This window comes from Pseudoduganella plicata (assembly GCF_004421005.1).
In the GTDB taxonomy this organism is placed as follows: Bacteria; Pseudomonadota; Gammaproteobacteria; order Burkholderiales; family Burkholderiaceae_D; genus Rugamonas; species Rugamonas plicata.
Genome location: NZ_CP038026.1, coordinates 2,163,904 through 2,187,336 on the forward strand (window position 1 = coordinate 2,163,904; position 23,433 = coordinate 2,187,336).

Consider the following 23,433-nt stretch of genomic DNA (forward strand, 5'->3'; position numbering starts at 1 on the left):
CCCCGTGTACGTGAAGCTGGCCGATACGAGCAGATCCTGGCTGCCGGCGCGTTCCCGGCGCCGCCGACGGCTCTGGCCTCATATTGCTGGACGGGAGCTGCCACGACGACATGTTCGCCCTGGCCGCCGGCCGTGCCATTGCCGCCCGGTGTGGCCCCGTTTGATGCCCGGCGTTCGGGGCGCACCAGTAGCGCCACACGCCTGGCTGACCACGATGGCAGGCAGCAACGGAGCGAAGTGGTGAGGACATAAACCATTGGGGTCTGATGGGCTGGGAACGATGCATGGGATCTCGCGTAGATGAGCGCCCGCCGGACGGCGGCGCCGGATCACGATGGCGCGCCGGTCAACAACGCAGGCAAATGCCGACCGCTGCGATTGTGTATTCGATAATTAATGTGCTATTAAATAAATATCACTATCGAATACCTAGTCGTGCGCTATATATCGCCTCACGCGGTCCTGCGTTATCAGGCCGGTGTCGGGTCCGGCATTCGAACAATTGCCGGCGCCGACAGTCGGGCCGGTGTCCAGATGTCGGGCCTTATCCCGGTGTGGAACTGCGCCATGAAAAAAAGGCACCCGCAGGTGCCTTTCGTTCATGCCGCTTGAAATCAGCCGCGCAATGCGCTCGCCGCCTTGGCCAGGGCCGTGATATGGCCCCAGTCGCCGGCCTTCATCGCATCCTTCGGCGTCAGCCACGAGCCGCCCACGCAGGCGACGTTCTTCAGCGCCAGGAAAGCCGGCGCCGTTTCCTGCGAGATGCCGCCCGTCGGGCAGAACGTGATGTCCGGCAGTGGTCCGCCGATGGCGTTCAGCATGCCCACCCCGCCGGCCGGCACGGCCGGGAACAGCTTCAGTTGCCTGAATCCCTGTTCGCGCGCCTTCATCACTTCCGACGGCGTCATCACGCCAGGCAGCAGCGGCAGGCCGGACGACTTCTGCGCGGCGATTAGCGCGTCCGTCAAACCGGGCGAGACGCCGAACACGGCGCCCGCGTCGCGCGCAGCGGCGAATTCCTCCGGCTGCGTCAAGGTGCCGACGCCGACGATGGCGCCTTCAACTTCGCTCATGGCGCGGATCGCGGCCAGGCCGTGCTGTGTACGCAACGTCACTTCCAGCACGCGGATGCCGCCGGCGACAAGGGCCTTGGCCAGCGGCACGGCGTGGTCGGGATCGTCGATCGCAATCACGGGGATCACGGCCGAGGTACGCATAATGTCGAGCAGGTTCATGGTCATGGCGCTTTCTTTACGAGGAAATCTTCATCGGAACCGGGCACGGTATTGCCCACATTGTCGCCACCGTGCAGTTCCACGGTGGTGTCGCGCGGCGACGGCAGGCCGAACGTCGTCGCGCCCTGCTCCGCCGCCGACACGGTCGCACGGAACATGCCGAACAGTTCCCGGCCCATGCCGACGTGGCTTGGCGTCAGGTCGGCCTGCGCCTGCGCGCGCGCATGCCATTCCTTGCTGTCGACCTTTGCCTCCAGCACGCCGGTGGCGGCGTCCAGGTGGATGATGTCGCCGTCGCGCACGAGGCCCAGGGGGCCGCCGGCCAGGATCTCCGGCGACACGTGGATCGCCGCCGGCACCTTGCCGGAGGCGCCGGACATGCGGCCGTCGGTCACCAGCGCCACCTTGCGGCCGGCATCCTGCAGGTTCGCCAGCGCCGGCGTCAGCGCGTGCAGTTCCGGCATGCCGTTGGCACGCGGGCCCTGGAAACGCAGCACGGCGACGAAGTCGCGGTCGAGCTGGCCGGCCTTGTAGGCGGCCATGAAGTCCTCCTGCGAGTTGAACACCAGCGCCGGCGCTTCGACGGAACGGTGCTCGACCTTGACCGCCGAGACCTTCATCACTGCGCGGCCCAGGTTACCGTCCACCAGCACCATGCCGCCATCCTTCGAGAACGGCTCGCTGGCGGGACGCACGACGTTCAGGTCGCCCGACACGGCCGGCGAATCCTTGAAGACGACGCCCTTGCCGCCTTCGGCCAGGAACGGCTCCTTGCAGTGGTTGCGCAAGCCTTTGCCCATGATCGTCGTCACGTCTTCGTGCAGCAGGCCGGCATCGAGCAGCTCGCGGATGACGAAGCCCGTGCCGCCAGCCGCGTGGAAGTGGTTCACGTCCGCGTCGCCGTTCGGGTAGATGCGCGCCAGCAGCGGCACGACGGCGGACAGATCGTTGAAGTCGTCCCAGTCGATGACGATGCCGGCCGCCTTGGCAATGGCCGGCAGGTGCAGCGTGTGGTTGGTCGAGCCGCCGGTTGCCAGCAGCGCGACGACGGCGTTGACGATGCATTTCTCGTCGACGATATGGCCGACCGGGATGTATTCGTCGCCCTGCTCGGAAATCAAGGCGGCGCGCTGGGCCGCGGCTGCCGTCAGCGCGTCACGCAGTTCCGTACCTGGCGTAATGAAGGCGGCGCCCGGCAGGTGCAGGCCCATGACCTCCATCAGCATCTGGTTGCTGTTGGCGGTGCCGTAGAACGTGCAGGTGCCGGCGCCGTGGTAGGACTTGGCCTCGCCTTCGAGCAGCTCCTCGCGGGTGGCCTTGCCCTGTGCGTAGCGCTGGCGGATGGCTGCCTTTTCCTTGTTCGACAGGCCGGACGTCATCGGGCCGCCCGGAATGAACACCGCCGGCAGGTGGCCGAAGTGCAGTGCGCCGATCAGCAGGCCCGGCACGATCTTGTCGCAGATGCCGAGATACACGGCGCTGTCGAACATGTTGTGCGACAGGGCGATGGCCGTGCCCATGGCGATGGCGTCGCGCGAGAACAGCGACAGCTCCATGCCCGGCTGGCCCTGCGTGACGCCGTCGCACATGGCGGGCACCCCGCCGGCAAACTGCGCCACCGCGCCCACGTCACGCACGGCGTCCTTGATGATCTTCGGGAAGTATTCGAATGGCTGGTGCGCCGACAGCATGTCGTTGTAGGACGAGACGATCGCCACGGAAGCCTTCTTGACTTCCTTCAGGATCAGCTTGTCGTTGGCGGGGAAGGCGGCGAAGCCGTGGGCCAGGTTGGTGCAGGACAGCGAGCCGCGCTGCGGACCCTTGACGCGGGCCGCTTCGAGGTGCGCCAGGTAGGCGCCGCGCGACGGACGGCTGCGCGCGACGATGCGCGCGGTGACTTTTTCGAGGACTGGGTGCAAGGCCATTATGCTTCCTTATCGATGAATTCCCGAAATTTTACTACAAACGCCGACAGGCGTGTTTTTATGCAGGTTTGCATAGCGGCGCGGCCGCCTCGCGGGACCCGGCGTACGCGACTTCGAACGGTATTTTTGCGGCGCAACGGATAAACGCGTAGTGAAGTTACCCTCTTTTCCTGTATAGTTTAGCCAATATTCCCAACTGACCCAGAACCCATGCGCCAGCCAGCCCTCACGACCACCGCCTCCTTTCAAGCCCTGGAATCCCACGCCGTCGACGCGAAAGCGTGGCAACTGCGCGACCTGTTCCGGGCCGATCCGGAGCGTTTTCCGAAGCTGACCGTCGACGCGGCCGGTCTGTTCCTGGACTACTCGAAGAACCGCCTGGACGCCAGGACGATGGAACTGCTGCTCGACCTGGCCCGTGAACGGGGCGTGGAAACGCAGCGCGACGCCATGTTTGTCGGCGACAAAATTAATCTTACCGAACATCGCAGCGTGCTGCACACGGCCCTGCGTATGCCGCGCGGCAAGGAGCTCGTCGTCGACGGCCAGAACGTCAACGCCGATGTGCACGCGGTACTCGACCGGGTCAAGGCATTTACCGACAAGGTCCGTGCGGGCACGTGGCTGGGCTACAGCGGCAAGCCGATTACCGACATCGTCAACATCGGCATCGGCGGCTCCGATCTGGGCCCCAAGATGGCCGTGCTGGCGCTGCGTTCGTACGCCCACCCGCGCCTGAAGATGCATTTCGTCTCGAACGTGGACGGGCATGACATGGATGAGGTGCTGGCGCAGGTAAGCCACGAGACGACGCTGTTCATCGTCGCATCGAAAACCTTCACTACCGCCGAGACGATGCTCAACGCACAGACGGCGCGCCGCTGGTTCCTGTGCGAAGGCAAGGAAGAAGACCTGGCGCGCCACTTCGTGGCCGTCTCCACCAACACGGAAGCCGTGGCGAAGTTCGGCATCGACGTCGAAAACATGTTCCCGTTCTGGGACTGGGTGGGCGGGCGTTACTCGGTCTGGTCGGCCATCGGCCTGCCGGTCGCGCTGGCCGTGGGCTTCGGCTACTTCCAGACGATGCTCGACGGCGCGCATGCCATGGACGAGCACTTCCGCACCGCGCCACTGGAACAGAACATGCCCGTGCTGCTGGCGCTGGTCGGCTTCTGGAACCGGCAATTCCTGGGCGCCGCATCGCTGTCGATCGCGCCGTACCACCAGGACCTGAACCGCTTCCCCGCCTACCTGCAGCAGCTCGACATGGAAAGCAACGGCAAGCGCGTGACCAAGGGCGGCCAGCCCGTCGATACGCCCACCTGCCCGATCGTCTGGGGCGAATGCGGCACCAATGCGCAGCATGCGTACTTCCAGCTGCTGCACCAGGGTACCGACATCGTGCCGATCGACTTTATCGCCGCGCTGCGCGCCACGCACGACCTGGAAGGCCACCACGATGCGCTGCTGGCGAACTGCTTCGCCCAGTCGGAAGCCTTCATGAAGGGCAAGACGGCCGCCGAAGTACGCACGGAGCTGCAGGCGCAGGGGCTGCCTGATGCGAAGATCGACGAACTGGTGCCGCACAAGACGTTCCCCGGCAACCGGCCGTCCAACACGATCCTGATGGACCAGCTGACCCCCGCCACGCTGGGCGCGCTGATCGCGCTGTACGAGCACAAGACCTTCGTGCAGGGCGTGATCTGGGACATCGCCAGCTTCGACCAGTGGGGCGTGGAGCTGGGCAAGGTGCTGGCCAAGAAAATCCAGGCCGAGCTGGAAGGCGACGTCGACCAGGCGGCGCACGACAGCTCGACCAATGGCCTGATCGTCATGGCAAAAGGAGCCAAGGTCCAATGAGCGATTTCGACATCGTCTGGGACGAGCCGATGCAGGTCGGCGAGGGTCCCCTGTGGGAGCCGCGCGAAGGGGCGCTGTACTGGGTCGATATCGACGGCTTTGCCGTGCACCGGCTGGACACGGCGTCCGGCCGGCATACGGCATGGACGATGGCGACGGAGCCTTCCGCGCTGGCCCGCCATGCGACTGGGGGCATCGTCGTCGCCACGCGCGCCGGCTTCGTCCACCTGGACCCGGCCACGGACACGATCACCGATATCGCCCCGTCGCCCTTCGACCAGACCAAGGCCCGCTTCAACGACGGCAAGGCCGACGCGGCCGGCCGCTTCTGGGTCGGCACCATCTACGAGCCGCGCGACCGGCCGGCCGCCGAGATGTACGTGCTGGAAAAAGGTGCGGTACGCCTGGCCTGGTCCGGCGGCATGACCAATTCGAACGGGCTGGGATTCAGCCCGGACAACCGCACGATGTACCACGCCGACACGACGTCGCACACGGTGCGCCGCTTCGACTTCGACCCCGCCACGGGCAGCGCCACGAACCTGCGCCCGCTGATGAAGTTCTCCGAGGACAAGACCAACAACTACGGCGGCCGGCCCGACGGCGCGGCCGTGGACAGCGAAGGCAATTACTGGGTCGCCATGTTCGAAGGCGGCCGCATCGTCAAACTGTCCCCAATGGGCGAGCTGCTCGACGAGATCGCCCTGCCCGTGCGCTGCCCCACGATGGTGGCGTTCGGCGGCCCGGACCTGCGCACGCTGTACATCACCAGCGCGGGCAAGCGTCCCCAGGCGGAGCTGGAGCAGTATCCGCTGTCGGGCAAGGTGCTGGCGCTGCGTGTGCCCGTTGCCGGCCTTGAACAACCGGCGTATGTTGGCTGAGGGAGCCTGACAGACCGGCCGCTCCTGTAGTATATTTTCACCAGACGCTCCATATCCGGTAGTATATTTCCACAGAATTCACAACTTATATATTATGGCTCTCACCGACTTTGACCTGGTTCTGTTTGGCGGCAGTGGCGATCTCTCGATGCGCAAACTGCTCCCTGCGATGTTCTCCCGCGACCTGTGCGGCGACCTGCCGCCAACGGCCCGCATCATCTGCATCGGCCGGCACGACAACACCACGGAAGAATTCATCGACACGGTCAACGCGACGTCGCGCCCGCACATCAAGTCGAACAAGGCCACGCCGGAAGCGTGGGAGCGGTTCACGCGCCGGATCGTCTACGTATCCGTCAACGCCACCGACTCGGGCTCCTACCAAAGCCTGGCCGCCGCCCTGCGCGACCAGCCCGGCCTGACGCGCGTGTACTACCTGGCGACGCCGCCGGCGCTGTTCGCGCAGATCTGCGACAACCTGAAGGAAAACGGCCTGGTCACGCCGGAATCGCGCGTGGTGCTGGAAAAACCGCTGGGCCGCGACCTGGAATCGGCCAAGCAGATCAACCGCGAAGTGGGCGAAGTGTTCGAGGAATCGCAGATCTACCGGATCGACCACTACCTGGGCAAGGAAACGGTACAGAACCTGCTGGCGCTGCGCTTCGGGAACATCCTGTTCGAGCCGCTGTGGCGCCGCGAATGGATTTCGGACGTGCAGATCACCATTGCCGAGAAGTTGGGCGTGGGCAACCGCATCGGCTACTACGACACGTCCGGCGCGCTGCGCGACATGCTGCAGAACCACCTGCTGCAACTGCTGTGTATCGTGGCGATGGAGCCGCCGGCGTCCACGGCGCCCGATGCCGTGCGCGATGCCAAGCTGCAGGTGCTGCGCTCGCTGAAGCGCTTCACGCCGACCACGCTGGCGCAGAACATCGTGCGCGGCCAGTACCGCGCCGGCCACGTGGACGGCCAGGCCGTGCCGAGCTACCGCGACGAGCCGGAAGCGCCGCAGCATTCGCGCACCGAGACGTTCGTGGCGATGAAGGCGGAAATCGACACGTGGCGCTGGGCCGGCGTGCCGTTCTACCTGCGCACGGGCAAGCGCATGGCCGACAGCCTGGCCGAGATCGTCGTGCGCTTCAAGCAGATCCCGCACTCGATCTTCAACCAGCCGACATCGTCGTTCCAGCCGAACTCCCTCGTCATCCGCCTGCAGCCGGACGAAGGCCTGCGCATGAACCTGATGGCCAAGACGCCGGGCGAAGGCATGCGCCTGAAACCGGCCGAGCTGGAACTGGACTTCCGCGAAACCTTCAAGACGCCCCGCATGGACGCCTACGAGCGCCTGCTGCTCGACGTGCTGCGCGGCCAGCTGACGCTGTTCATGCGCGGCGACGAACTGGAAGCGGCGTGGGAATGGGTCGAACCGATCCTGAACAACTGGGAACAGGACGACACGGCACCGCTGCCTTACACGTCCGGCACGTGGGGCCCGGCCGCGGCCAGCGCGCTGATCGGCCGCGACGGCCTGCAGTGGCGCGAGGAAGCGCTGCCGGAAGACTGATCGGACTATCTTGGGCTTGCCACCATCCCCATCGCAGTTGACACCGCAGCCGACGCAGCTGACACCACTGATGCTATTGGACTCCATCCGCACGCAGCTCGACTCGCTGTCCAAATCGGAACGCAAGGTCGCGCTGGCGGTGCTCGACAATCCGTCGCGCACCGTCAGCTCGAACATCACGGCGCTGGCAAAAAGCGCGGCGGTGTCCGAGCCCACCGTCGTGCGCTTCTGCCGCACGCTCGGCTACGACGGCTGGCATGAGTTCAAGCTGAAGCTGGCGCAGGGGCTGGCGCTCGCCCTGCCCGGCCTGAACGAGGCGCCGTCGCAAGGCGACCTGGCGTCGGATCTCGTCAATAAGATCTGCAGCCGTTCCATCAACACGCTGCTGGACCTGCGCAACAACCTGCACCACGAACCCGTCCAGGCGGCGCTGGACATCCTGTCGCGCGCCAAGAAGATCGAGTTCTACGGCCAGGGCACGTCCGGCATCGTGGCGGCCGATGCCCAGCACAAGTTCTTCCGCTCGGGCGTCCCCACGGTTGCCTACTCCGACCCGGCGATTCACAGCATTGCCGCCGCGCTGCTGAAAAAGGGCGACTGCGTTGTCGCCATCTCCCAACGCGGCAACAGCCCGGCGCTGGTGCGCTCGGTGCATCTGGCCAGGGATGGCGGCGCGGACGTCATCGTGCTGGCGCCATCGGGCACGCCGCTGGCCGACCTGGCCACGGTGCTCATCCCCATCGACCTGATCTTCAATACCGACCCGTACACCCCCATCTCGGCACGCCTCGCCTACCTTGTCGTCATCGACGTGCTGGCCGTCGGCCTGGCGCTGCAACGGGGTCCGGACTTCCGCCGCCAGATGCAGAACGCGCAAAAGGCGTTGCAGGAGTTCGAGGTACAGTTCGATTCCTTTATCGGCTAGGGCCGGCACTGCCGCCCGGCGACAGTCGATCCCCTGCTGCGCGCGGCTTCAGTCGGCCGCCCGGGGAGGAATCCTGCGCGGCCTGATCCCGCCAAACACCCTGGCAAAGGCTTCGAGCTCGACAGGCTTGACAAAGTAATGGTCGAAGCCCGCTTCGTTGGCGAGGGTCCGGTCCCGTGCCGTGCCGAACCCGCTCAGTGCGATCAGGACGGGCGGCGGGTTCGCCACGTTGCGGATGTCGACGGCCAGATCGTGTCCGCTGCCGTCCGGCAGGCCGATGTCGAGGACGCAAGCGTCGGGAATGGACGATCTGACGGCATCGAGCGCGGCGCCCGCCGTGTGGGCAAGCGTGACCCGGTGCCCCGCCGCCGTCAGGAAAAACTTCAGCATTTCGGCGGCATCCACGTTGTCGTCGACGAGCAGCACCGACAGGCGCACTGGCGCATGCGGTACCTCGACCAGCCGATCCGCGACGCGGCGCTCCGGCGTGGTCTGATCCTGCGCAAGCCTGGGCAGGCACACCCTGAAACAGCTGCCATGGCCGAGCCCCGCGCTTTCGCACCCAATAGCGCCGTCGTGCAGATGGACGATACTGCGTGCCAGTGCCAGGCCGATGCCCAGGCCGCCCATGGCCCGATCCGATGTCGTGTGCACCTGCTCGAACAGGTCGAAGACGAACTGCTGGGCGGCGGGATCGATGCCGATGCCGTTGTCCGCCACTTCGATGCACACGACACCATCGGCGACCGACATCGCCACGCTAATGGCACCGCCGGGAGGCGTGTACTTGGCGGCGTTATTGAGAAGATTGGCAATGACCTGGATCAGCCGTTTTTCATCGCCCTTGACATGGGCCAGGGCGGGCGCCAGCGTGATCGCCAGCGTGTGCTGACGGCTTTCGATCAGCGGGCGCACCTGTTCGATCGCACAACTGACGACCGCTTTCATGTCCAGCGATGCGAGCTGCAACGTAACCTGCCCACGCGATACGCGTGACACATCCAGCAGATCGTCGATCAGCGCGGTCATGTGCCTGACCTGCCGGATAATGACCTGGCTCGCCTTCCGTGCCGCGGTGGCGTCGAACTTGCCCAGCGACAGCAACTCCGCGGCAGCACTCACCGGCGCCAGCGGGTTTCGCAGCTCGTGCGCGAGCATCGCCAGAAACTCGTCCTTGCGGCGATCGGCGTCGCGCAACGCCGCCTCCATGCCCTGCCGTTCGCCCACATCATGAAACACGATCACGGTCCCACCGGCCATGCCGTCCCGGCCGGGAATGGCCGACTGCCGCGTTTCGACGACATGCCGGGTACCGTCGCGTGCGCGCAGTATCCGCGTCGACCGGGGCGGCGTGCCCTTGATTTCCTCCCGCGCCAGCCTGGCCTCGTCCGCACTGTATTCGCCCGGCGGCACGATGTCGAACACCTGTTCGGTACGCAGTCCTCTTGCATCCTCGCGTGACCAGCCCATGAAGTGCTGGGCCTGGTCGTTGACATATTCGACCAGGCCGGCGTCATCGACGGAAATGACGCCGACCGCGATCGCGTTCAGCGTCAGCTCGGCGCGCTCCTTCTCGCGCGCCAGCCTGTCCTGCAGGTCCTTCAGGTTGGTGAGGTCGCGTGTCATTTTGCAAAAGCCCTCGAGCCGGCCATCGTCGCCGCGAATGGCGATCACCTCGACCAGCGCCCAGAACAGCGATCCATCCTTGCGCTGGCGCCACGCCGACTCCTGGAAGGTGCCATTCCTGGTCGCGTCCTCGAGGTTGTGCCGGGGGTGGTCCCGCTGCCGGTCCGCTTCCGTGTACAGCATCGCCAGGGGCTGCCCGATCGCCTCGTGCGCCGGATAGCCCTTCATGGCTTGCGCCGCAGGATTCCAGGTCTGGATGATCCCGGCCGTATCGAGCAGGAAGATCGCATAGTCCGAGACTTTCTCGACCATGCGGGAAAAACAATGTTCATGGAACGGATCCGCCATTTCCCCCTCGCCAGTAGTTACGCAAAATTGCGCACGGCGCTCGGCTGCCGCACGTCAACTATATGCCGAACGAGGAAGCGCTGGCGGACGCCTCGATCCGGGGAACCAGGATGGGGTCAGGTCAAGTCTGCGCCAGCCCGACCTGGGCCGGCCGCCGCAATCCCGCCCACACCGCCGCGAACCCCACGCTGCAAATTGCCGTCACGACCACCATCGGCGCCGCTGTTCCGTTGGAAAAGCAGCCGGTGACGAAGCTGCACACGGCCGTCAGCGCCATCTGCACGAAGAAGAACAGCCCCGAGGCCGATCCCGCTACGGACGCGTAGGGCTGCAGCACGCCGAACTGGCAGGCCGGGATGGCGATACCGACCGACAGCATGATCAGCAGGAACGGCGCAACGATGGCCGGCAGCGCGAGCGGGAGCAGCGTGGTCGCCCCCAGCAGCAGCGCCGCGCCGCACAGGTTCAGCGCCACGGCCCACGAGATCACGCGGTCGGCGGGATGGCGCGCCGACAGGCGCCGGAACAGGTTGGAGCCGGTGACGTAACCCGCCACCGTCAGCCCGAACACCAGCGCGTAGGCCGTCTGCGACAGGTGCATGGTCCGCTGCAGCAGCACCGACGACTCCGCGATGAACGGGAAGTAGGTGCAATAGACAAAACTGATCGCCAGCGCATAGCGCAGGAAGTACGGGTCGCCCAGCAGGCGGCGGTAGACCGCCAGCGGCCGTTCGCGCTGGCCGCCGGCCGTGACGGCCAGCGTTTCCGGCAGCAGCAGGGCTATCAGTGCCAGCGACACGGTGCCCAGCAGTGCCAGCGCGATGAACACCCAGCGCCAGCCCAGCGCGATGTCGATGGCGCTGCCGATCAGCGGCGCCACGATGGGCGACAGGGCCATGCCCATCGAAATCCGGCTCAGCATCCTGGCCTGCGTGGCCTTGTCGAACCGGTCGCGCACCATGACGCGGCCGACGACCGTGCCGCAGCAGCCGCCCAATGCCGGGAACATGCGCGCCACGATGATGGTTGCGACGTCGCCGGCGATCACGCAGACCACGGTGGCAAGCAGGTACAGTGCGGTCCCCCACAGCAGCACCGGGCGGCGGCCGACGCGGTCGCACAGCGGGCCGCAGACCAGCATGGAGACGGCATAGCCCACCATGTACAGCGTCAGCGTCAGCTGCAGGTTGGCGTCCGAGGCGCCCAGCGTATCGGCCATCGCCGGCAGCGACGGCAGGTAGGCATCGATGGTCACCCTGGGCAGGCAGACCACGATCAGCAGGATGGCCGTCCAGGCCCACGGTTTGAGCGTTCTGTTGTCGGACATCGGTTCAATCCAGTGCAGGTGCGGCGGTGCGGCCGGTCGTCAGCGCCTTGTGGTCGGGCGCCAGCGACGACAGCACGTCGCTGGCGATATGGCGTGCGCGGCGGGCGATCATTTCCGTATTGCCCACCGCGAGCAGCACCGAGTCGGCCAGCAGCACGCTCTCGCCATGGCGGATCCGGTAACGCTCGCCGCGCCGGATGGCGTCCGCCGCGTGTGGGATCACTTCGATCTCCAGTCCCTTCTTGACGGCGGCGGCGCAGGTCTCGACGAAGAAATCGCCGAGGAAGCGGCCGAACATGGGGCGCGGCGCATAGGCCGTCGCCAGGTCCGTGGCCGAGACGGACTTCAGTTCGTCCTCGTGGTGCGCCTTCCAGCGCAGCCAGGCGGAAAAAGTCGAATAATCGTTGGCCGAGACGGACATCGTCTCCGCATTCCGGTTGAGCAGGGCCGTGTCCACATCGGCCTGGTATGCCAGTCCCGGTCCGATCTGCTCGCGCGGCTCGAAGACGACGACGCGCATCGATGCGGCCTGCTCGCGTGAGACGGACGAGACAATCTGATGCAGGAAGGCGACACAGGCGCCACCGGCACCGACCACCGCCACGGTGAATTTTTCTTTAGCAAAGATTGTCATGCAGGCATCCGGATGAAAGTGAGCGATTTGGCAAGTCTATGGTCACCGTGGTCTAATACTAAGTACCATTTATTTCATCGTTCATTGGACCACTATGGCACGAGGCAAGACGGAATTCGCCCTGGACCTGCCCTGCCCCGCCGGCCTGCGGGGCGGAGCGCCGGCGGGCGACAGCAAACAGGACCTCGTCTATGCCACCTTGCGCGATGCCATCCTCGGCCGGCTGATCCCCGCCGGCAGCCGCCTGCCGTCCACCCGCATGCTGGCCCAGCGCTGGGGCCTGTCGCGCGGCACGGTGGAGATCGTCTACGACCGCCTGAGTTCCGAAGCATATGTGTCGCGCACGCCGGGGTCGGGCACGCGGGTCAGCGCCGTCGTGCCGGACCGCTACCTGATGGCGATCGCTCCGGGCGTGCACCCGCTGGCCGTGCCCGCGCCGCGCGCCCCGGCCGCGAGTGCGCCGCCCGCCGGGCCGCCCGATCCCGCCGTACAGGTGGGCGTGCCGTTCATGGCGCGCCTGGCCGATCCGGCGCTGTTCCCGTTACCCGCATGGTCGCGCCAGATCGCCCGCGCGCTCGATCGCGCCGGCGTCGAGCTGCTGTGTTGCGCCGATCCTGCCGGCCTGCCGGTACTGCGCGAACAGATCGCCGACTACCTGCGCAAATACCGGGGCATCGGCTGCAGTGCCGACGACGTGATCGTCCTCACCGGCATTCGCCACGCGCTCGACCTGGTGGCGCGCAGCGTGCTGCGGCCCGGTGACAAGGTCTGTGTCGAAGACCCGGGCTACCCGGCCGCGCTGCAGATCTTTGCCAGGGCCGGTGCATCCGTCGTTCCGGTCCCCGTCGGGCCGCACGGACTGGAATGCGCGCTGCTGGACGGTCATGCCGATACGCGGCTGGTGTACGTGACGCCGGCGCACCAGTCGCCCACCGGCGTGACGATGTCGGTCACGCGGCGGCTGGAACTGCTGGACTGGGCGGAGCGTCACGACGCCTGGGTCATCGAGGACGATTACGACAGCGAATTCAATTACCTGAACGCGCCGCTCGCCGTGCTCAAGTCCCTGGACAGAGAGTGTCGCGTGATCTACACGGGCAGCTTCAACAAGACGCTGTTCGCCGGCCTGCGCGTAGGCTTCGCGGTGGTGCCGCCGCAGCTGAAGGGCCAGCTGCTGGCGCTGTGGCAGACCACGGGCCGCTCGGTCGGCGTGACGGAACAACTGGCGCTCGCGTCATGGCTGGCCGACGGCCTGTTCGTGCGGCACCTGCGCTCGGCGCGGCGCGCGTACCAGGAGCGGCGCGATGCGATCCTGGCGGCGCTGGCGGCGGGGGCGCCCGGTCGTTACACCGTCAGCGGCCACCATGCCGGTTTCCATTTTGTTCTGTGGCTGCCCGAGGGCAGCGACGAGGCGGCGTTCTGCGCCCGCGCCGCCGCCACTGGCCTGCAACTGCAAGGCTTGCGCAGCCTGTGCAGGGAGGTCGTGCTGCCGCCGGCCATCGTGGTCGGCTACACGGCGCTGACGATGGCGCAGGCGCGCCACAGCGCCCGGCTGCTGGCCGGGCTGCTCAGCGCATCGGACTAGTCAGAACACCCACAACTTCTCGACCGGCATCTGCAGCCAGTACATGCCATCGTTCAGGCGATGGCGCGAGTAGGCCCGCACGCTGATGTCGCCGGACTTGAACAGGCATTCCCACCGGTCGCCTAGGTACATGCACGTGACCAGCGGCAGCGGCAGCGCGTTGTCGACCTGCCCGGCGCTGATGCGCACTTCCTCCACGCGCACCAGCGGCGCAATGTCGGCCAGGCGGGTGCCGCGGGCGGTGCCCTGCAGCCGCGTGCCCGCCACGTCGAGGATGACGTTGCTGCCATCGCGCTGCACCAAGGTGCCGGGCAGCCGGTTGTTACTGCCCATGAACTCCGCCGTGAACAGCGTGTCCGGCGTTTCATACATGGCCTGCGGCGTGCCCTGCTGCTCGATGACGCCGTTGTTCAGCAACAGGATGCGGTCCGAGATCGCCATCGCCTCTGCCTGGTCGTGGGTGACCATCAGCGCGGACAGGCCGAGGCGTACGATCAGCTCGCGCAGGAACGCCCGCGCCTCTTCGCGCAGCTTGGCGTCCAGGTTCGACAGCGGCTCGTCCAGCAGGATGACGGGCGGGTTGTAGACGAGCGCGCGGGCAATCGCCACGCGCTGCTGCTGTCCGCCGGACAGTTGATGGGGGTAGCGCTCGCCCAGGTGGGCCAGGCCCAGCTGCCCCAGCACCTCCGTCACGCGCGTTTTGATTTCTCCGCCGGGCATCCGGCGCAACGTCAGGCCATAGGCCACGTTGTCGAACACGGTCTTGTGCGGCCACAGCGCGTACGACTGGAACACGAGGCCAAGGTTGCGCTGTTCGGCCGGCATCTCGAAGCGATTGGCGCCGTCGTACACGCGGCGCGTGCCGATGTCGATGGTGCCCTGGCGTGCGCTTTCCAGCCCGGCTACGGCGCGCAGCAAGGTAGTCTTGCCGCTGCCCGATGGCCCCAGCAGCGCCACCACTTCGCCTTTTTGCAGGTGCATCGACACGCCCTTCAGGATCGGGTTGGCGTGCGCGCCGGTGCCGTAGTCCAGGTGCAGTTCGTCGACGGTCAGTTCGTTCATGTGCAGGTCCCGTTTCATGGTCAGACTCCTCTTTCTGCGTTTAGTCGTGCAGCTTGACGCCGAAGCGCAGCGCGATGCCGAGGCCGATGGCCACCAGCGTGATGTTGATGAAGGACAGCGCCGCGACCAGTTCCGTCGAGCCGCCCGCCCACAGCGAGACAAGCATGGCGCCGATGACCTCGGTGCCGGGCGACAGCAGGTAGACGCCCGTCGAATATTCGCGCTCGAAGATCAGGAAGATCATCAGCCAGCTGCCCAGGAGGCCATAGCGCACCAGCGGCAGCGTGACCTGGCGGACCACCTGGCCGCGGTTGGCGCCGACGGCGCGCGCCGCCTCTTCCAGCTCGGGGCCAACCTGCAGCAGCGCGGTGGAAATCAGGCGCATGCCGTAGGCCATCCACACGACCGAATAGGCCAGCCAGACGGCGAAGATCGTCGAACGCAGCGAGCGCAATGCCGGGATCAGATGTGCGGACAGCCACGCCGCCACCGGGTTGTCGGCCGCCTGCAGCATGCCATCGAGCCAGCTTGGCACGAACAGGAACACCCACAGGAACGCCAGGCCCGCCAGCAGGCCGGGAACGGCGCGCGGCACCAGTACGCTGTAGTCGAGGAAGCGGGCGATGCCGTCCTGGCGGCGGTGCATCGCCAGCGCGATGAAGCTGTAGCAGACGACGGCCAGGCCGCCGCCCACGACGCCGATCAGCACCGTATTGACGATGGCGCGGATCAGCGACGGCTGTTCCAGGATGTCGCGGAAGTGCTGCAACGTCAGCACGCCCGCCAGGCTGACGCCCTCTCCCCAGTATTCGACGAACGAGCGCAGCGCGATACCGGACAGCGGCATGACGATGGTCAGCAGCAGCCACGCGCCCAGCAGCGCATAGGCCAGCCACTTCCAGCGGCCCAGCGGCAGCGCCTTGCTGCGCGCGCCCTTGCCCTTGATCGACACATACTTGTTCGCCGAGCGCAGCAGCCAGCGCTGCAGCATCACCAGCGGCATCGTCACCATGACGAGGCAGACGGCAACGGCGGCCATCAGGTGATACGATGGCGTGCCCAGTTTGTTGGTCAGTTTATAGAGGTAGGTCGGCAGCACCAGGTGGCCTTCCGGATCGCCCAGCACCAGCACCAGCCCGAACACCTCGAAGCCGAGGAAGAACACCAGCACGCCCGCATACGCCAGCGCGGGCATGATCATCGGCAGCGACACGGACATCATGACCCGCAGCGGCGAAGCACCTGCCACGCGGGCTGCCTCCTCCACGTCGGAGCCCAGGCTGCGCAGCGCCGACGACGCGTACAGATACACATGCGGCACGTGCGTCAGCCCGGCGATGACGACGATGCTGGTGAACGAATACACGTTCCACGGAATGAAGCCGATGATCGCCTTGATCCACGTCGAGTAGAAGCCTACGGGCCCCATCGAGACGACATAGCCGAAGCCCATGACCATCGGCGACACGAAGATCGGCACCAGCAGCAGCGGCGCGATCCAGTTGCGCCCCGGCAGATCGGTGCGCACCATCAGGAAGGCCAGCATGCCGCCCAGCGGCACGGCGATCGCCGCCAGTCCGGCCGCCAGCATCAGGCCGTTCCTGAACGCCATGCCGAAGTCCGGATCGTCGACGATGAAACGGTAGGCGTCCAGCCCCAGTTCCTTTTCCGGCATGAAGAACGGCGCGGACAGGAAGCTCTGGTAGAAGATCAGGCACAGCGGCGCGAAAATGGCCAGTGCGGTCAGCACGACCACCAGTGCGCGCAGCCAGTTCACGCGCGGGCCGCGCGCAGCCGCGAGGGCCGGGATAGTGGCGCCCTGGGCGAGCGTCGAAGTAGCGTTCAGCATGGCGTGCTCCTTACTTTTTGCCGGCGGTTTCTTTCCAGCCCTTCAGGAATGCCATGCGCTTGGCAGGGGCCAGGTATTGCAGCAGTGCCGGCGAGACGGGGATCGGCTTGACATTGGCCTGGCCGATGGTCTTGATCAGGTCCGCGCTGGTCGTCTCGCCCGTCACGTCGGCGCGGATTGCGTACAGTTTCGAGTCGTTGGCGATGATCGTCTGGCCCCGCTTCGACAGCATGTAGTCCAGCCACAGCTTGGCCGCGTTGACGTTTTTCGCCGCCTTGTTGATGAAGACCACGCGCGACACGATCTGCGTGTAGTCCTTCGGCAGCACGACGCCGATCGACGGATCGGTCTTGGCGCGCACCAGCGCATAGGAGCCCAGAACGTTGTAGCCGATCAGGTTCTCGCCGGACGAAATGCGCTCCATCATCGTGCCGGTGGACGACTGTACCCGCACCTTGGCCACACCGAACGCCTTCTGCAGGTCGGCGAATTTCGCGTACGTCTGCGCATCGTGCGTCATGAACATGAAGCCGACACCGGATTTCTCGATATCGTAGGTCGTGACCTTGTCGCGGAACTTCGGCTGCTGGATCAGCCGCGCGAAGTCGTCGTGCGTCTGCGGCACTTCGTTGGCGGCCAGCAGGCGCTTGTTGTAGACAATCGCGGCCGGCTCGAACGTGGTGCCGTAGGCCTTGTTCTCCCACACGGCCCACGCGGGCAGGCCGCCCGCTTCGACGGACTTGTACTGCAGCGCGCTGCCTTCGCTGGCCAGCTTCATCTGCAGGTCCATCGCCGAGGACCACATCACGTCGGCCGTGTTGCCGCCCGCGGCGCGTTCGGAGATGAAGCGGTTGTAGACTTCCGTCGAATTCATGTCGTTGTATTCGACCGAGATGCCGGGATACAGCGCATTGAAGTCGCGGATCAGCGGCTGCGTGGCCTTGCTGTCGGTGGCGCCGTAGACCACCAGTTTGCCCTCCTTCCTCGCGCCCTCGATCAGCTTCTGGTAGTCGGCCGGGTAGCCTGCCGGCACCTGGGCCAGGGCGGTGCCCGCGGCCAGGGTCAGCAGGACTGCAATTGCGGTTTTCATCGTCATGGTTGTCTCCGTGTGTTATGAAGGTTCAGCGCATCAGGCCAAGCTGGCTGGCGCGCTTGCCGTAGTCGTCCACGGCTTTTTGTACGTAATCGGTCAGTGCCGGGCCGGTCAGGCTCAGCGGATACAGGCCGGCGGCGGTGCGCAGCCGGGCGAAATCGGGCGTCGCCATCATGCGGTCGAACGTCTGCACCCAGCGGCGATAATCGGCCTCGGACGCCTGGGGGCCCATCCAGATGCCGCGGATCGTGGGCCAGACCACGTCGTAGCCTTGCTCGCGCGCGGTCGGCACGCCGGCCAGCGCGCCGGGCAGGCGCCCTTCCGAGAGCACGGCCAGCACCCGGACCTTGCCGTTGGCGGACATCAGGTGCGCTTCCGACGCATCGCCGGACACCACGTGCACGAAGTCCGCCTGCATCGCCGTGAAGGCTTCGCCGCCGCCCTCCAGCGCCACGAAGCGCAGCACCTTCGGATCGATGCCGGCACTGCGTACCAGCAGCGCCATCTTGAGCCAGTCCTGGCTGCCGATGGTGCCGGACACGCCGATCAGCACCCTGGACGGGTGGCGCTTCAGCGCCGCGATCAGGTCGGCCAGCGTGCGGTACGGCGAGCCGCTGCGCACGGCGATCATGCCGTAGTCCGCGCCCAGCGCTGCCACCCAGCGTACGTCCGCCGGCCTGGCCTTGCCGAACTTGCCTTGCGCAAGATTGAGCAGCGAACCGCCGGAGAACGCCACCAGCGTGTTGGCATCGCCGCGCCGCGACGACACCAGCGAATGCCAGGCCACGGCGCCGATGCCGCCGGGCAGATAGCTCAGGCGCAGCGGCCGGCCGGCCTGGTCGGGCAGCCCCTTCAGGCCGTCGCGTACCAGCTTGCACGTCAGGTCCATTGCGCCGCCCGGCTTCGACGGCACGATGCATTCGATCGCGCCGTTCGGCCCGCCGGCTGGCGCTGCGGCGCCGACGCGCGCGAGCATCGCAAGGAAGCACAGTGCAAGAAGGCGGCGCATGTCAGAACCGGTGCTGGATGCCGACGATGGCGCCGCGCTGCGTATCGCCGAATCCCGGATCGTCGCGCGACAGGCCGACCAGCTGGTCGTGCTTCGCCTTCGCATACGCTACCGTCGCATACAGGTCGGTGCGTTTCGACAGCGCATAGCGGTAGCGCGCCACCAACATCAGCGGATCGGCATCCGCACCCGCTGCCGTGTTCTTCACGTTCATGTAGTAGACGGCGCCCGTCAGCGTCACGTTCGGTACCGGCTTGTACGCGACGCCTGTCCAGTACGTGTCGCCCTGGACGTCCGCTGTCGCGCCGGCGCCGGGTTCGAGCCGGTAATCGCGGCCGGCCACCCAGAACTTGACGTTGCCCATCGTGTAGTAGGCGCCCAGGTGGATCACGCGGGCTTCGTCGCGCCGGCCCGTGAGCGGGACGCTGTTGCCATTCTCGCGTTCCCACGTGGCCATCAGGCCCAGGCCGTCGGACTCATAGCTGACGGCGGCGGCAAGCTTCCTGCTGTCGCTGCCGGACGCCGTTTGCTCGCCGAGCGCGTATGACAGGCCATACTTGACGTCGCCCGTGCTGCCGGAATATTTGACCAGGTTGTCGAAGCCCGTCGTCATGCCGTATTTGCTGGGGCCCGTCGCGTTGCCCGTTGTCGCCCACGAGTAGAACGGGGCAAAGCCCATCGGGTCGAAGCGGATCACGGTGTCATACACGCTGGTGAACGAGCGGCCCAGCACGAGGCGGCCGAACTTGCCTTCCAGCCCCACATTGGCCTGGCGGCGGAACAGCTGGCCGTCAATGCCGCCCGTGTCCATCAGGATGCCGCCTTCGAGCTGGTAGACGGCTTTCAGGTCGCCGCCCAGGTCTTCGACGCCCTTGATCCCCCAGCGCGAGGTGTTCATGCCGCCGGAGCTGACGCGGGTCATCGAGCGGCCGTTCGGTGCCGCATCGGAAGCGTAGTCGATGCCTGTGTCGAGCAGGCCGTAGAGGGTCACGGCGGATTGGGCGTGGGTCGCTGGTGCGGCCAGGCAGGCCACGGCGGCCAATGCGCCGCAGGCGATGGTGGTTCTTTTCACGGATTGTCTCCTGGGTTTATAGTTATTGCGCTTGCCCTCGTGGCGGGGCATGTGGGTACTATAGAATCGTCAACCTTTCAAAATGCTTTCAGGCCCCAGACATGCGCATCCTCCTGGTAGAAGACCACACCGAACTGCAACACTGGCTCGCCAGGGCGCTGCGCGATGCGCATCTTACGGTGGAATGCGCCGATAACGGGGCCGATGCGGACGCGCTGCTGCACACGCAGGAATACGCGCTGGTGATTCTGGACCTGACCTTGCCGCGCATGGATGGCCTGGAGGTGCTCAAGCGCCTGCGCGCACGCGGCGGTGCCGTCAGCAAGACGCCCGTGCTGATCCTGACGGCGCGCGGCGGCCTGGAAGACCGCGTGCAGGGCCTGAACCTGGGCGCCGACGATTATCTCGCCAAACCGTTCGAGCTGGTGGAGCTGGAGGCGCGAGTCAAGGCGCTGCTGCGCCGCGGCCTGGGCAACGAAGCACTGGTGTACCGCTGCGGCGAGCTGGCGTTCGACACCGTCTCGCGCATGTTCAGCTACTACGGCAACAACCTGGCGCTGACGCCGCGCGAACACGCCGTGCTGGAAGCGCTGATCACCCGCAGCGGCCGCGCCGTGGCGAAGGAAAAGCTGTTCGACGAGGTGTTCGCGCTGGCGGACGACGCCAACCTGGACGCCATCGAACTGTACATCCACCGCGTGCGCAAGAAGCTGGAGAGCGGCCAGCCCGGCGCCGCCGCCATCACGACCTTGCGCGGCATCGGCTACCTGCTGCAGCCGCGCGACGCCGCATAGCGGACATGGGAAGCGTGCCGGAACGGTCACGCCACGGTGCCGGCAGCCTGCGCGGCCAGCTGCTGCGCTGGCTGCTGCTGCCGCTGATCGTGCTGGAGGTATTCAACACCGTGTCGGCGTATCACAACGCGCTGGACGCGGCGGACGTGGCCTACGACCGCTCGCTGCTGGCCTCGACGCGGGCGCTGGCCGAACGGGTGTCGATCGTCGGCGGCAAGGTGGTGGCGGACGTGCCATACGTGGCGCTGGACAGCTTCGAGACCGATACGCTGGGCCGTATCTACTACAAGGTCACGGGCCTGCGCGGCGAGACGGTGTCCGGTTACGACGACCTGCCGCCTGTCCCCGCCAACGTGCCGCGCTCCGAAAGCTATCCCGCGCTGGTGCGCTTCTACCACGCCGACTACAACGGCCAGCCGGTGCGCATCGCCGCGCTGCTGCAGCCCGTGTACGACGACTCGATGCGCGGCATCGCGCTGATCCAGGTTGGGGAAACGCTCGATGCGCGGCGCGGGCTGACGAACAAGATCCTGCTCGACACGGTGCTGTGGCAGGCCGGCCTCGTGGCGGCGGCGGCGCTGCTGATCTGGTTTGCCGTGCGCCTCGTGCTGCGGCCCCTGATGCTGCTGAAACGCGAAGTGGAGTCGCGCAGCGTGTCCGACCTGTCCGACCTCGACGCCACCCTCGTCCACAAGGAAGTGCGCCCGCTGGTGGCGGCGATGAACGCGTCGATGTCGCGCATCCAGGGCCTGATCAACAGCCAGCGGCGCTTCATCGCGGACGCGTCGCACCAGCTGCGCACGCCGTTGACGGTGCTGCGCACGCAAACGGAAATGGCGCAGCGCGAGATCGGCCGCCACGGCGCGCCGCCGCAAGTGACGACGCTGGTCGACAGCATTGCCACCACGACCGACGCGGCAGTCCACCTCGCCAACCGCTTGCTGACGCTGGCCCGCATCGAGCACAGTAAAGGCGGCCTGGCCGAGCCGGTCGCGCTGCGAGCGCTGGTGCAGGAGATCGCGCTGGAGCTCGCCCCGAACGCGGTGCGTGCGCGCATCGATCTCGCACTGGAAGCGCCGGAGGAAATCGTCGTCTCGGGACAGGCATTGCTGCTGCACGAGATGATATCGAACCTGGTGGACAACGCGCTGCGCTATACGCCGGCCGACGGCAGCGTCGTGCTGCGGGTGCTGACGACCGATGGCGGCGCGGTGCTGGAGGTGGAGGATGGCGGTCCCGGCATCCCGGCGGCGGAGCGCGAACGGGTGTTCGCGCCGTTTTACCGGGCGCCTTCGTCGATGGCCGCCAACCCCGGCGGGGCCGGGTTGGGGCTGGCGATTGTCAGCGATATCGCCGCGCTGCATGGCGCCGCGATATCGCTGCATGATGGTACCGGAGGTCGCGGCTTGCTGGTGCGGCTGGAATTGCACTGAGCGAACAGCCGCGCATCGGTGGCCGGGACCCGCCCGCTATCATGGAGAACTTCGGCGACCGTTCGGCAATTATCCGACAACCGCCGAGAAGCGCCGGCTATTTACATGTGCAGCATGTACCAGGTGCCCTTGTCGCCGCCCGCGGCCCAGGTACCGGCGATTTTCAGCGGCGACTCGAAACTGCCGGTAAAGCCTGGCCCGCTGATGCCGTTGCCGACCAGCGAGAAGCTGGCCACACCTTGCGCATCGACCGTACCGGAAATGTCAAATGCGATATTGTAGTTGTTATTGCAATGCCCGTTCACCACCCCGTTGCTGGCGATCCTGACGGAGCAGATACCCTCGGCCGTTCCGGTAAACCAGACCTGCCAGACGCCGGTGAAGCGTTCCACATTCAGTTTTTGTCGACCGGTGGCAGCCTGCGCATAACCGGCCAGTTCCGAGTTGAACGATTGCGTCCGGACAGGCTTGGCGGGATCGACCGGGGTCGTCGTGCCAACGATGTCGCACTTCAGCTCAACACCGGTCACGGTGTCGCGCCAGCAGGTTTGATTGCTGACAGTTGTGCTGCGCGGGAACTTGTAAGTTACGGCGGTGACCGTCTTCACAGCAGTAAACGTGCCTGCCCGGACGGTCAGGGGCTCGACCGCCACGACCGAACCTTTGGCCGTCACGGCGGTATGTTCGTCGGCGTCGTTGGTGCAGGTACGGGTCGTACTCGTTTCCCAGGTCTGCCCGAGGGTCAGCGTGGCCGGGATTTCGGCAAAAGCAGGCGTGAAGACGTAGCCGCAGGGCTCCCCGACCGACTTACGTGCGCCGTCCACGGTGTACTGCGTGTAGGTGCGGTTCTCACCGTCCTGCTCCACTTCGGCGCGCGCATACGCGCCATCGGCATCGATATGCGTCGTGACGACCGATCCCCACGACACACCGCTGGCATCGGGCTGGCCGGCGACCGAATAACGCCAGGCAACGTAGTTCGACTCGAAGTCCTTGACCGTCTGCTTGGCGCTACGGTAACTGGCCTGCGCCGGCGGCGATGTCGGCCCTCCCTGCTCACCGCCACCGCCACCGCAAGCTGTCAGCATCGTTGCTACGGCAAGAGCGGCGATAAACGTGTGTTTCGCCTGCTGCGGTAGTGTTACCTGTTCTACTTTTTTCACTTGCTATCCCAGTAATTTCCAATATCAAATTATAACTTCCAAGAG

General features: G+C 66.2%; 18 protein-coding genes. 7 read left to right on the forward strand and 11 right to left on the reverse strand.

Annotated features, from left to right (window positions below; translation table 11 throughout):
* Positions 1-614 precede the first annotated feature (614 nt).
* Positions 615-1,241, reverse strand: a complete 627-nt coding sequence (gene eda, locus E1742_RS09520; RefSeq protein WP_134384656.1) for a bifunctional 4-hydroxy-2-oxoglutarate aldolase/2-dehydro-3-deoxy-phosphogluconate aldolase — start codon at positions 1,239-1,241, stop codon at positions 615-617.
* Positions 1,238-3,160 (reverse strand): phosphogluconate dehydratase, encoded by a 1,923-nt coding sequence (edd, locus tag E1742_RS09525; RefSeq protein WP_134384657.1) that lies wholly within the window; start codon positions 3,158-3,160, stop codon positions 1,238-1,240. Before edd ends, eda begins: the two co-directional genes overlap by 4 nt.
* 210 nt (positions 3,161-3,370) lie before the next feature.
* Here edd and pgi point away from each other — a divergent pair, with 210 nt between their 5' ends.
* The 4 genes from pgi (at position 3,371) to E1742_RS09545 (ending at position 8,393) form a co-directional block, all read left to right on the forward strand.
* Entirely contained in the window at positions 3,371-5,020 is a 1,650-nt protein-coding gene (gene pgi / locus E1742_RS09530) for a glucose-6-phosphate isomerase (protein WP_134384658.1), read from the forward strand.
* Positions 5,017-5,901, forward strand: coding sequence for an SMP-30/gluconolactonase/LRE family protein (locus tag E1742_RS09535; protein WP_134384659.1), 885 nt, complete (start codon positions 5,017-5,019; stop codon positions 5,899-5,901). The genes pgi and E1742_RS09535 overlap by 4 nt, the downstream gene beginning before the upstream one ends.
* 94 nt (positions 5,902-5,995) lie before the next feature.
* Complete coding sequence (gene zwf / locus E1742_RS09540; protein ID WP_134384660.1) at positions 5,996-7,468, forward strand: glucose-6-phosphate dehydrogenase; 1,473 nt, start codon at positions 5,996-5,998, stop codon at positions 7,466-7,468.
* Between the two features lie 70 nt (positions 7,469-7,538).
* Positions 7,539-8,393, forward strand: a complete 855-nt coding sequence (locus E1742_RS09545; protein WP_134384661.1) for an SIS domain-containing protein — start codon at positions 7,539-7,541, stop codon at positions 8,391-8,393.
* Between the two features lie 48 nt (positions 8,394-8,441).
* On the opposite strand, the gene E1742_RS09550 is transcribed toward E1742_RS09545, so the two are convergent.
* The 3 genes from E1742_RS09550 to E1742_RS09560 all read right to left on the reverse strand — a co-directional run bounded on the left by E1742_RS09550 (position 8,442) and on the right by E1742_RS09560 (position 12,328).
* A complete protein-coding gene (locus E1742_RS09550) occupies positions 8,442-10,367 on the reverse strand; it encodes a PAS domain-containing hybrid sensor histidine kinase/response regulator (RefSeq protein ID WP_134384662.1) in 1,926 nt (641 codons plus the stop codon).
* A 121-nt stretch (positions 10,368-10,488) separates the two neighbouring features.
* Positions 10,489-11,694, reverse strand: coding sequence for a multidrug effflux MFS transporter (locus E1742_RS09555; protein WP_134384663.1), 1,206 nt, complete (start codon positions 11,692-11,694; stop codon positions 10,489-10,491).
* 4 nt (positions 11,695-11,698) lie between these two features.
* Positions 11,699-12,328 (reverse strand): FAD/NAD(P)-binding protein, encoded by a 630-nt coding sequence (locus E1742_RS09560; protein WP_134384664.1) that lies wholly within the window; start codon positions 12,326-12,328, stop codon positions 11,699-11,701.
* A 94-nt stretch (positions 12,329-12,422) separates the two neighbouring features.
* Here E1742_RS09560 and pdxR point away from each other — a divergent pair, with 94 nt between their 5' ends.
* Entirely contained in the window at positions 12,423-13,913 is a 1,491-nt protein-coding gene (gene pdxR / locus E1742_RS09565; protein ID WP_134384665.1) for a MocR-like pyridoxine biosynthesis transcription factor PdxR, read from the forward strand.
* Here the strand turns inward: pdxR and E1742_RS09570 are convergent, their stop codons facing one another.
* The 5 genes from E1742_RS09570 to E1742_RS09590 are packed head-to-tail and all read right to left on the reverse strand — an operon-like array spanning position 13,914 to position 19,998.
* The gene (locus E1742_RS09570) at positions 13,914-14,975 is read right to left on the reverse strand and encodes an ABC transporter ATP-binding protein (protein WP_134388106.1); all 1,062 of its coding nucleotides are present in this window, start codon (positions 14,973-14,975) and stop codon (positions 13,914-13,916) included. It abuts the gene before it with no gap.
* Between the two features lie 40 nt (positions 14,976-15,015).
* Positions 15,016-16,824, reverse strand: a complete 1,809-nt coding sequence (locus tag E1742_RS09575; RefSeq protein ID WP_134384666.1) for an ABC transporter permease — start codon at positions 16,822-16,824, stop codon at positions 15,016-15,018.
* 10 nt (positions 16,825-16,834) lie between these two features.
* Positions 16,835-17,920 (reverse strand): ABC transporter substrate-binding protein, encoded by a 1,086-nt coding sequence (locus E1742_RS09580; RefSeq protein ID WP_134384667.1) that lies wholly within the window; start codon positions 17,918-17,920, stop codon positions 16,835-16,837.
* 25 nt (positions 17,921-17,945) lie between these two features.
* Positions 17,946-18,893 carry a Bug family tripartite tricarboxylate transporter substrate binding protein gene (locus E1742_RS09585; protein WP_371860229.1) on the reverse strand — a complete coding sequence of 316 codons (948 nt, stop codon included), beginning with the start codon at positions 18,891-18,893 and terminating at the stop codon, positions 17,946-17,948.
* 34 nt (positions 18,894-18,927) lie between these two features.
* Positions 18,928-19,998 (reverse strand): porin, encoded by a 1,071-nt coding sequence (locus tag E1742_RS09590; RefSeq protein WP_134384669.1) that lies wholly within the window; start codon positions 19,996-19,998, stop codon positions 18,928-18,930.
* A 101-nt stretch (positions 19,999-20,099) separates the two neighbouring features.
* Here E1742_RS09590 and E1742_RS09595 point away from each other — a divergent pair, with 101 nt between their 5' ends.
* Both E1742_RS09595 and E1742_RS09600 read left to right on the forward strand, forming a co-directional pair.
* Entirely contained in the window at positions 20,100-20,792 is a 693-nt protein-coding gene (locus tag E1742_RS09595) for a response regulator (protein ID WP_134384670.1), read from the forward strand.
* Positions 20,793-20,797: 5 nt separating this feature from the next.
* The gene (locus E1742_RS09600; protein WP_134384671.1) at positions 20,798-22,225 is read left to right on the forward strand and encodes a sensor histidine kinase; all 1,428 of its coding nucleotides are present in this window, start codon (positions 20,798-20,800) and stop codon (positions 22,223-22,225) included.
* Between the two features lie 101 nt (positions 22,226-22,326).
* Here E1742_RS09600 and E1742_RS09605 read toward each other — a convergent pair whose 3' ends face one another.
* Complete coding sequence (locus E1742_RS09605) at positions 22,327-23,388, reverse strand: hypothetical protein (protein WP_134384672.1); 1,062 nt, start codon at positions 23,386-23,388, stop codon at positions 22,327-22,329.
* Between the last annotated feature and the right edge of the window lie 45 nt (positions 23,389-23,433).

What these genes read in the sequence shown, in the direction of transcription:
- eda (WP_134384656.1), bottom strand. Translation starts at nt 1,241, where the DNA reads ATGACCATGAACCTGCTCGACATTATGCGTACCTCGGCCGTGATCCCC.
- edd (WP_134384657.1), bottom strand. Translation starts at nt 3,160, where the DNA reads ATGGCCTTGCACCCAGTCCTCGAAAAAGTCACCGCGCGCATCGTCGCG.
- pgi (WP_134384658.1), top strand. Translation starts at nt 3,371, where the DNA reads ATGCGCCAGCCAGCCCTCACGACCACCGCCTCCTTTCAAGCCCTGGAA.
- E1742_RS09535 (WP_134384659.1), top strand. Translation starts at nt 5,017, where the DNA reads ATGAGCGATTTCGACATCGTCTGGGACGAGCCGATGCAGGTCGGCGAG.
- zwf (WP_134384660.1), top strand. Translation starts at nt 5,996, where the DNA reads ATGGCTCTCACCGACTTTGACCTGGTTCTGTTTGGCGGCAGTGGCGAT.
- E1742_RS09545 (WP_134384661.1), top strand. Translation starts at nt 7,539, where the DNA reads ATGCTATTGGACTCCATCCGCACGCAGCTCGACTCGCTGTCCAAATCG.
- E1742_RS09550 (WP_134384662.1), bottom strand. Translation starts at nt 10,367, where the DNA reads ATGGCGGATCCGTTCCATGAACATTGTTTTTCCCGCATGGTCGAGAAA.
- E1742_RS09555 (WP_134384663.1), bottom strand. Translation starts at nt 11,694, where the DNA reads ATGTCCGACAACAGAACGCTCAAACCGTGGGCCTGGACGGCCATCCTG.
- E1742_RS09560 (WP_134384664.1), bottom strand. Translation starts at nt 12,328, where the DNA reads ATGACAATCTTTGCTAAAGAAAAATTCACCGTGGCGGTGGTCGGTGCC.
- pdxR (WP_134384665.1), top strand. Translation starts at nt 12,423, where the DNA reads ATGGCACGAGGCAAGACGGAATTCGCCCTGGACCTGCCCTGCCCCGCC.
- E1742_RS09570 (WP_134388106.1), bottom strand. Translation starts at nt 14,975, where the DNA reads ATGAACGAACTGACCGTCGACGAACTGCACCTGGACTACGGCACCGGC.
- E1742_RS09575 (WP_134384666.1), bottom strand. Translation starts at nt 16,824, where the DNA reads ATGCTGAACGCTACTTCGACGCTCGCCCAGGGCGCCACTATCCCGGCC.
- E1742_RS09580 (WP_134384667.1), bottom strand. Translation starts at nt 17,920, where the DNA reads ATGACGATGAAAACCGCAATTGCAGTCCTGCTGACCCTGGCCGCGGGC.
- E1742_RS09585 (WP_371860229.1), bottom strand. Translation starts at nt 18,893, where the DNA reads ATGCTCGCGCGCGTCGGCGCCGCAGCGCCAGCCGGCGGGCCGAACGGC.
- E1742_RS09595 (WP_134384670.1), top strand. Translation starts at nt 20,100, where the DNA reads ATGCGCATCCTCCTGGTAGAAGACCACACCGAACTGCAACACTGGCTC.
- E1742_RS09600 (WP_134384671.1), top strand. Translation starts at nt 20,798, where the DNA reads ATGGGAAGCGTGCCGGAACGGTCACGCCACGGTGCCGGCAGCCTGCGC.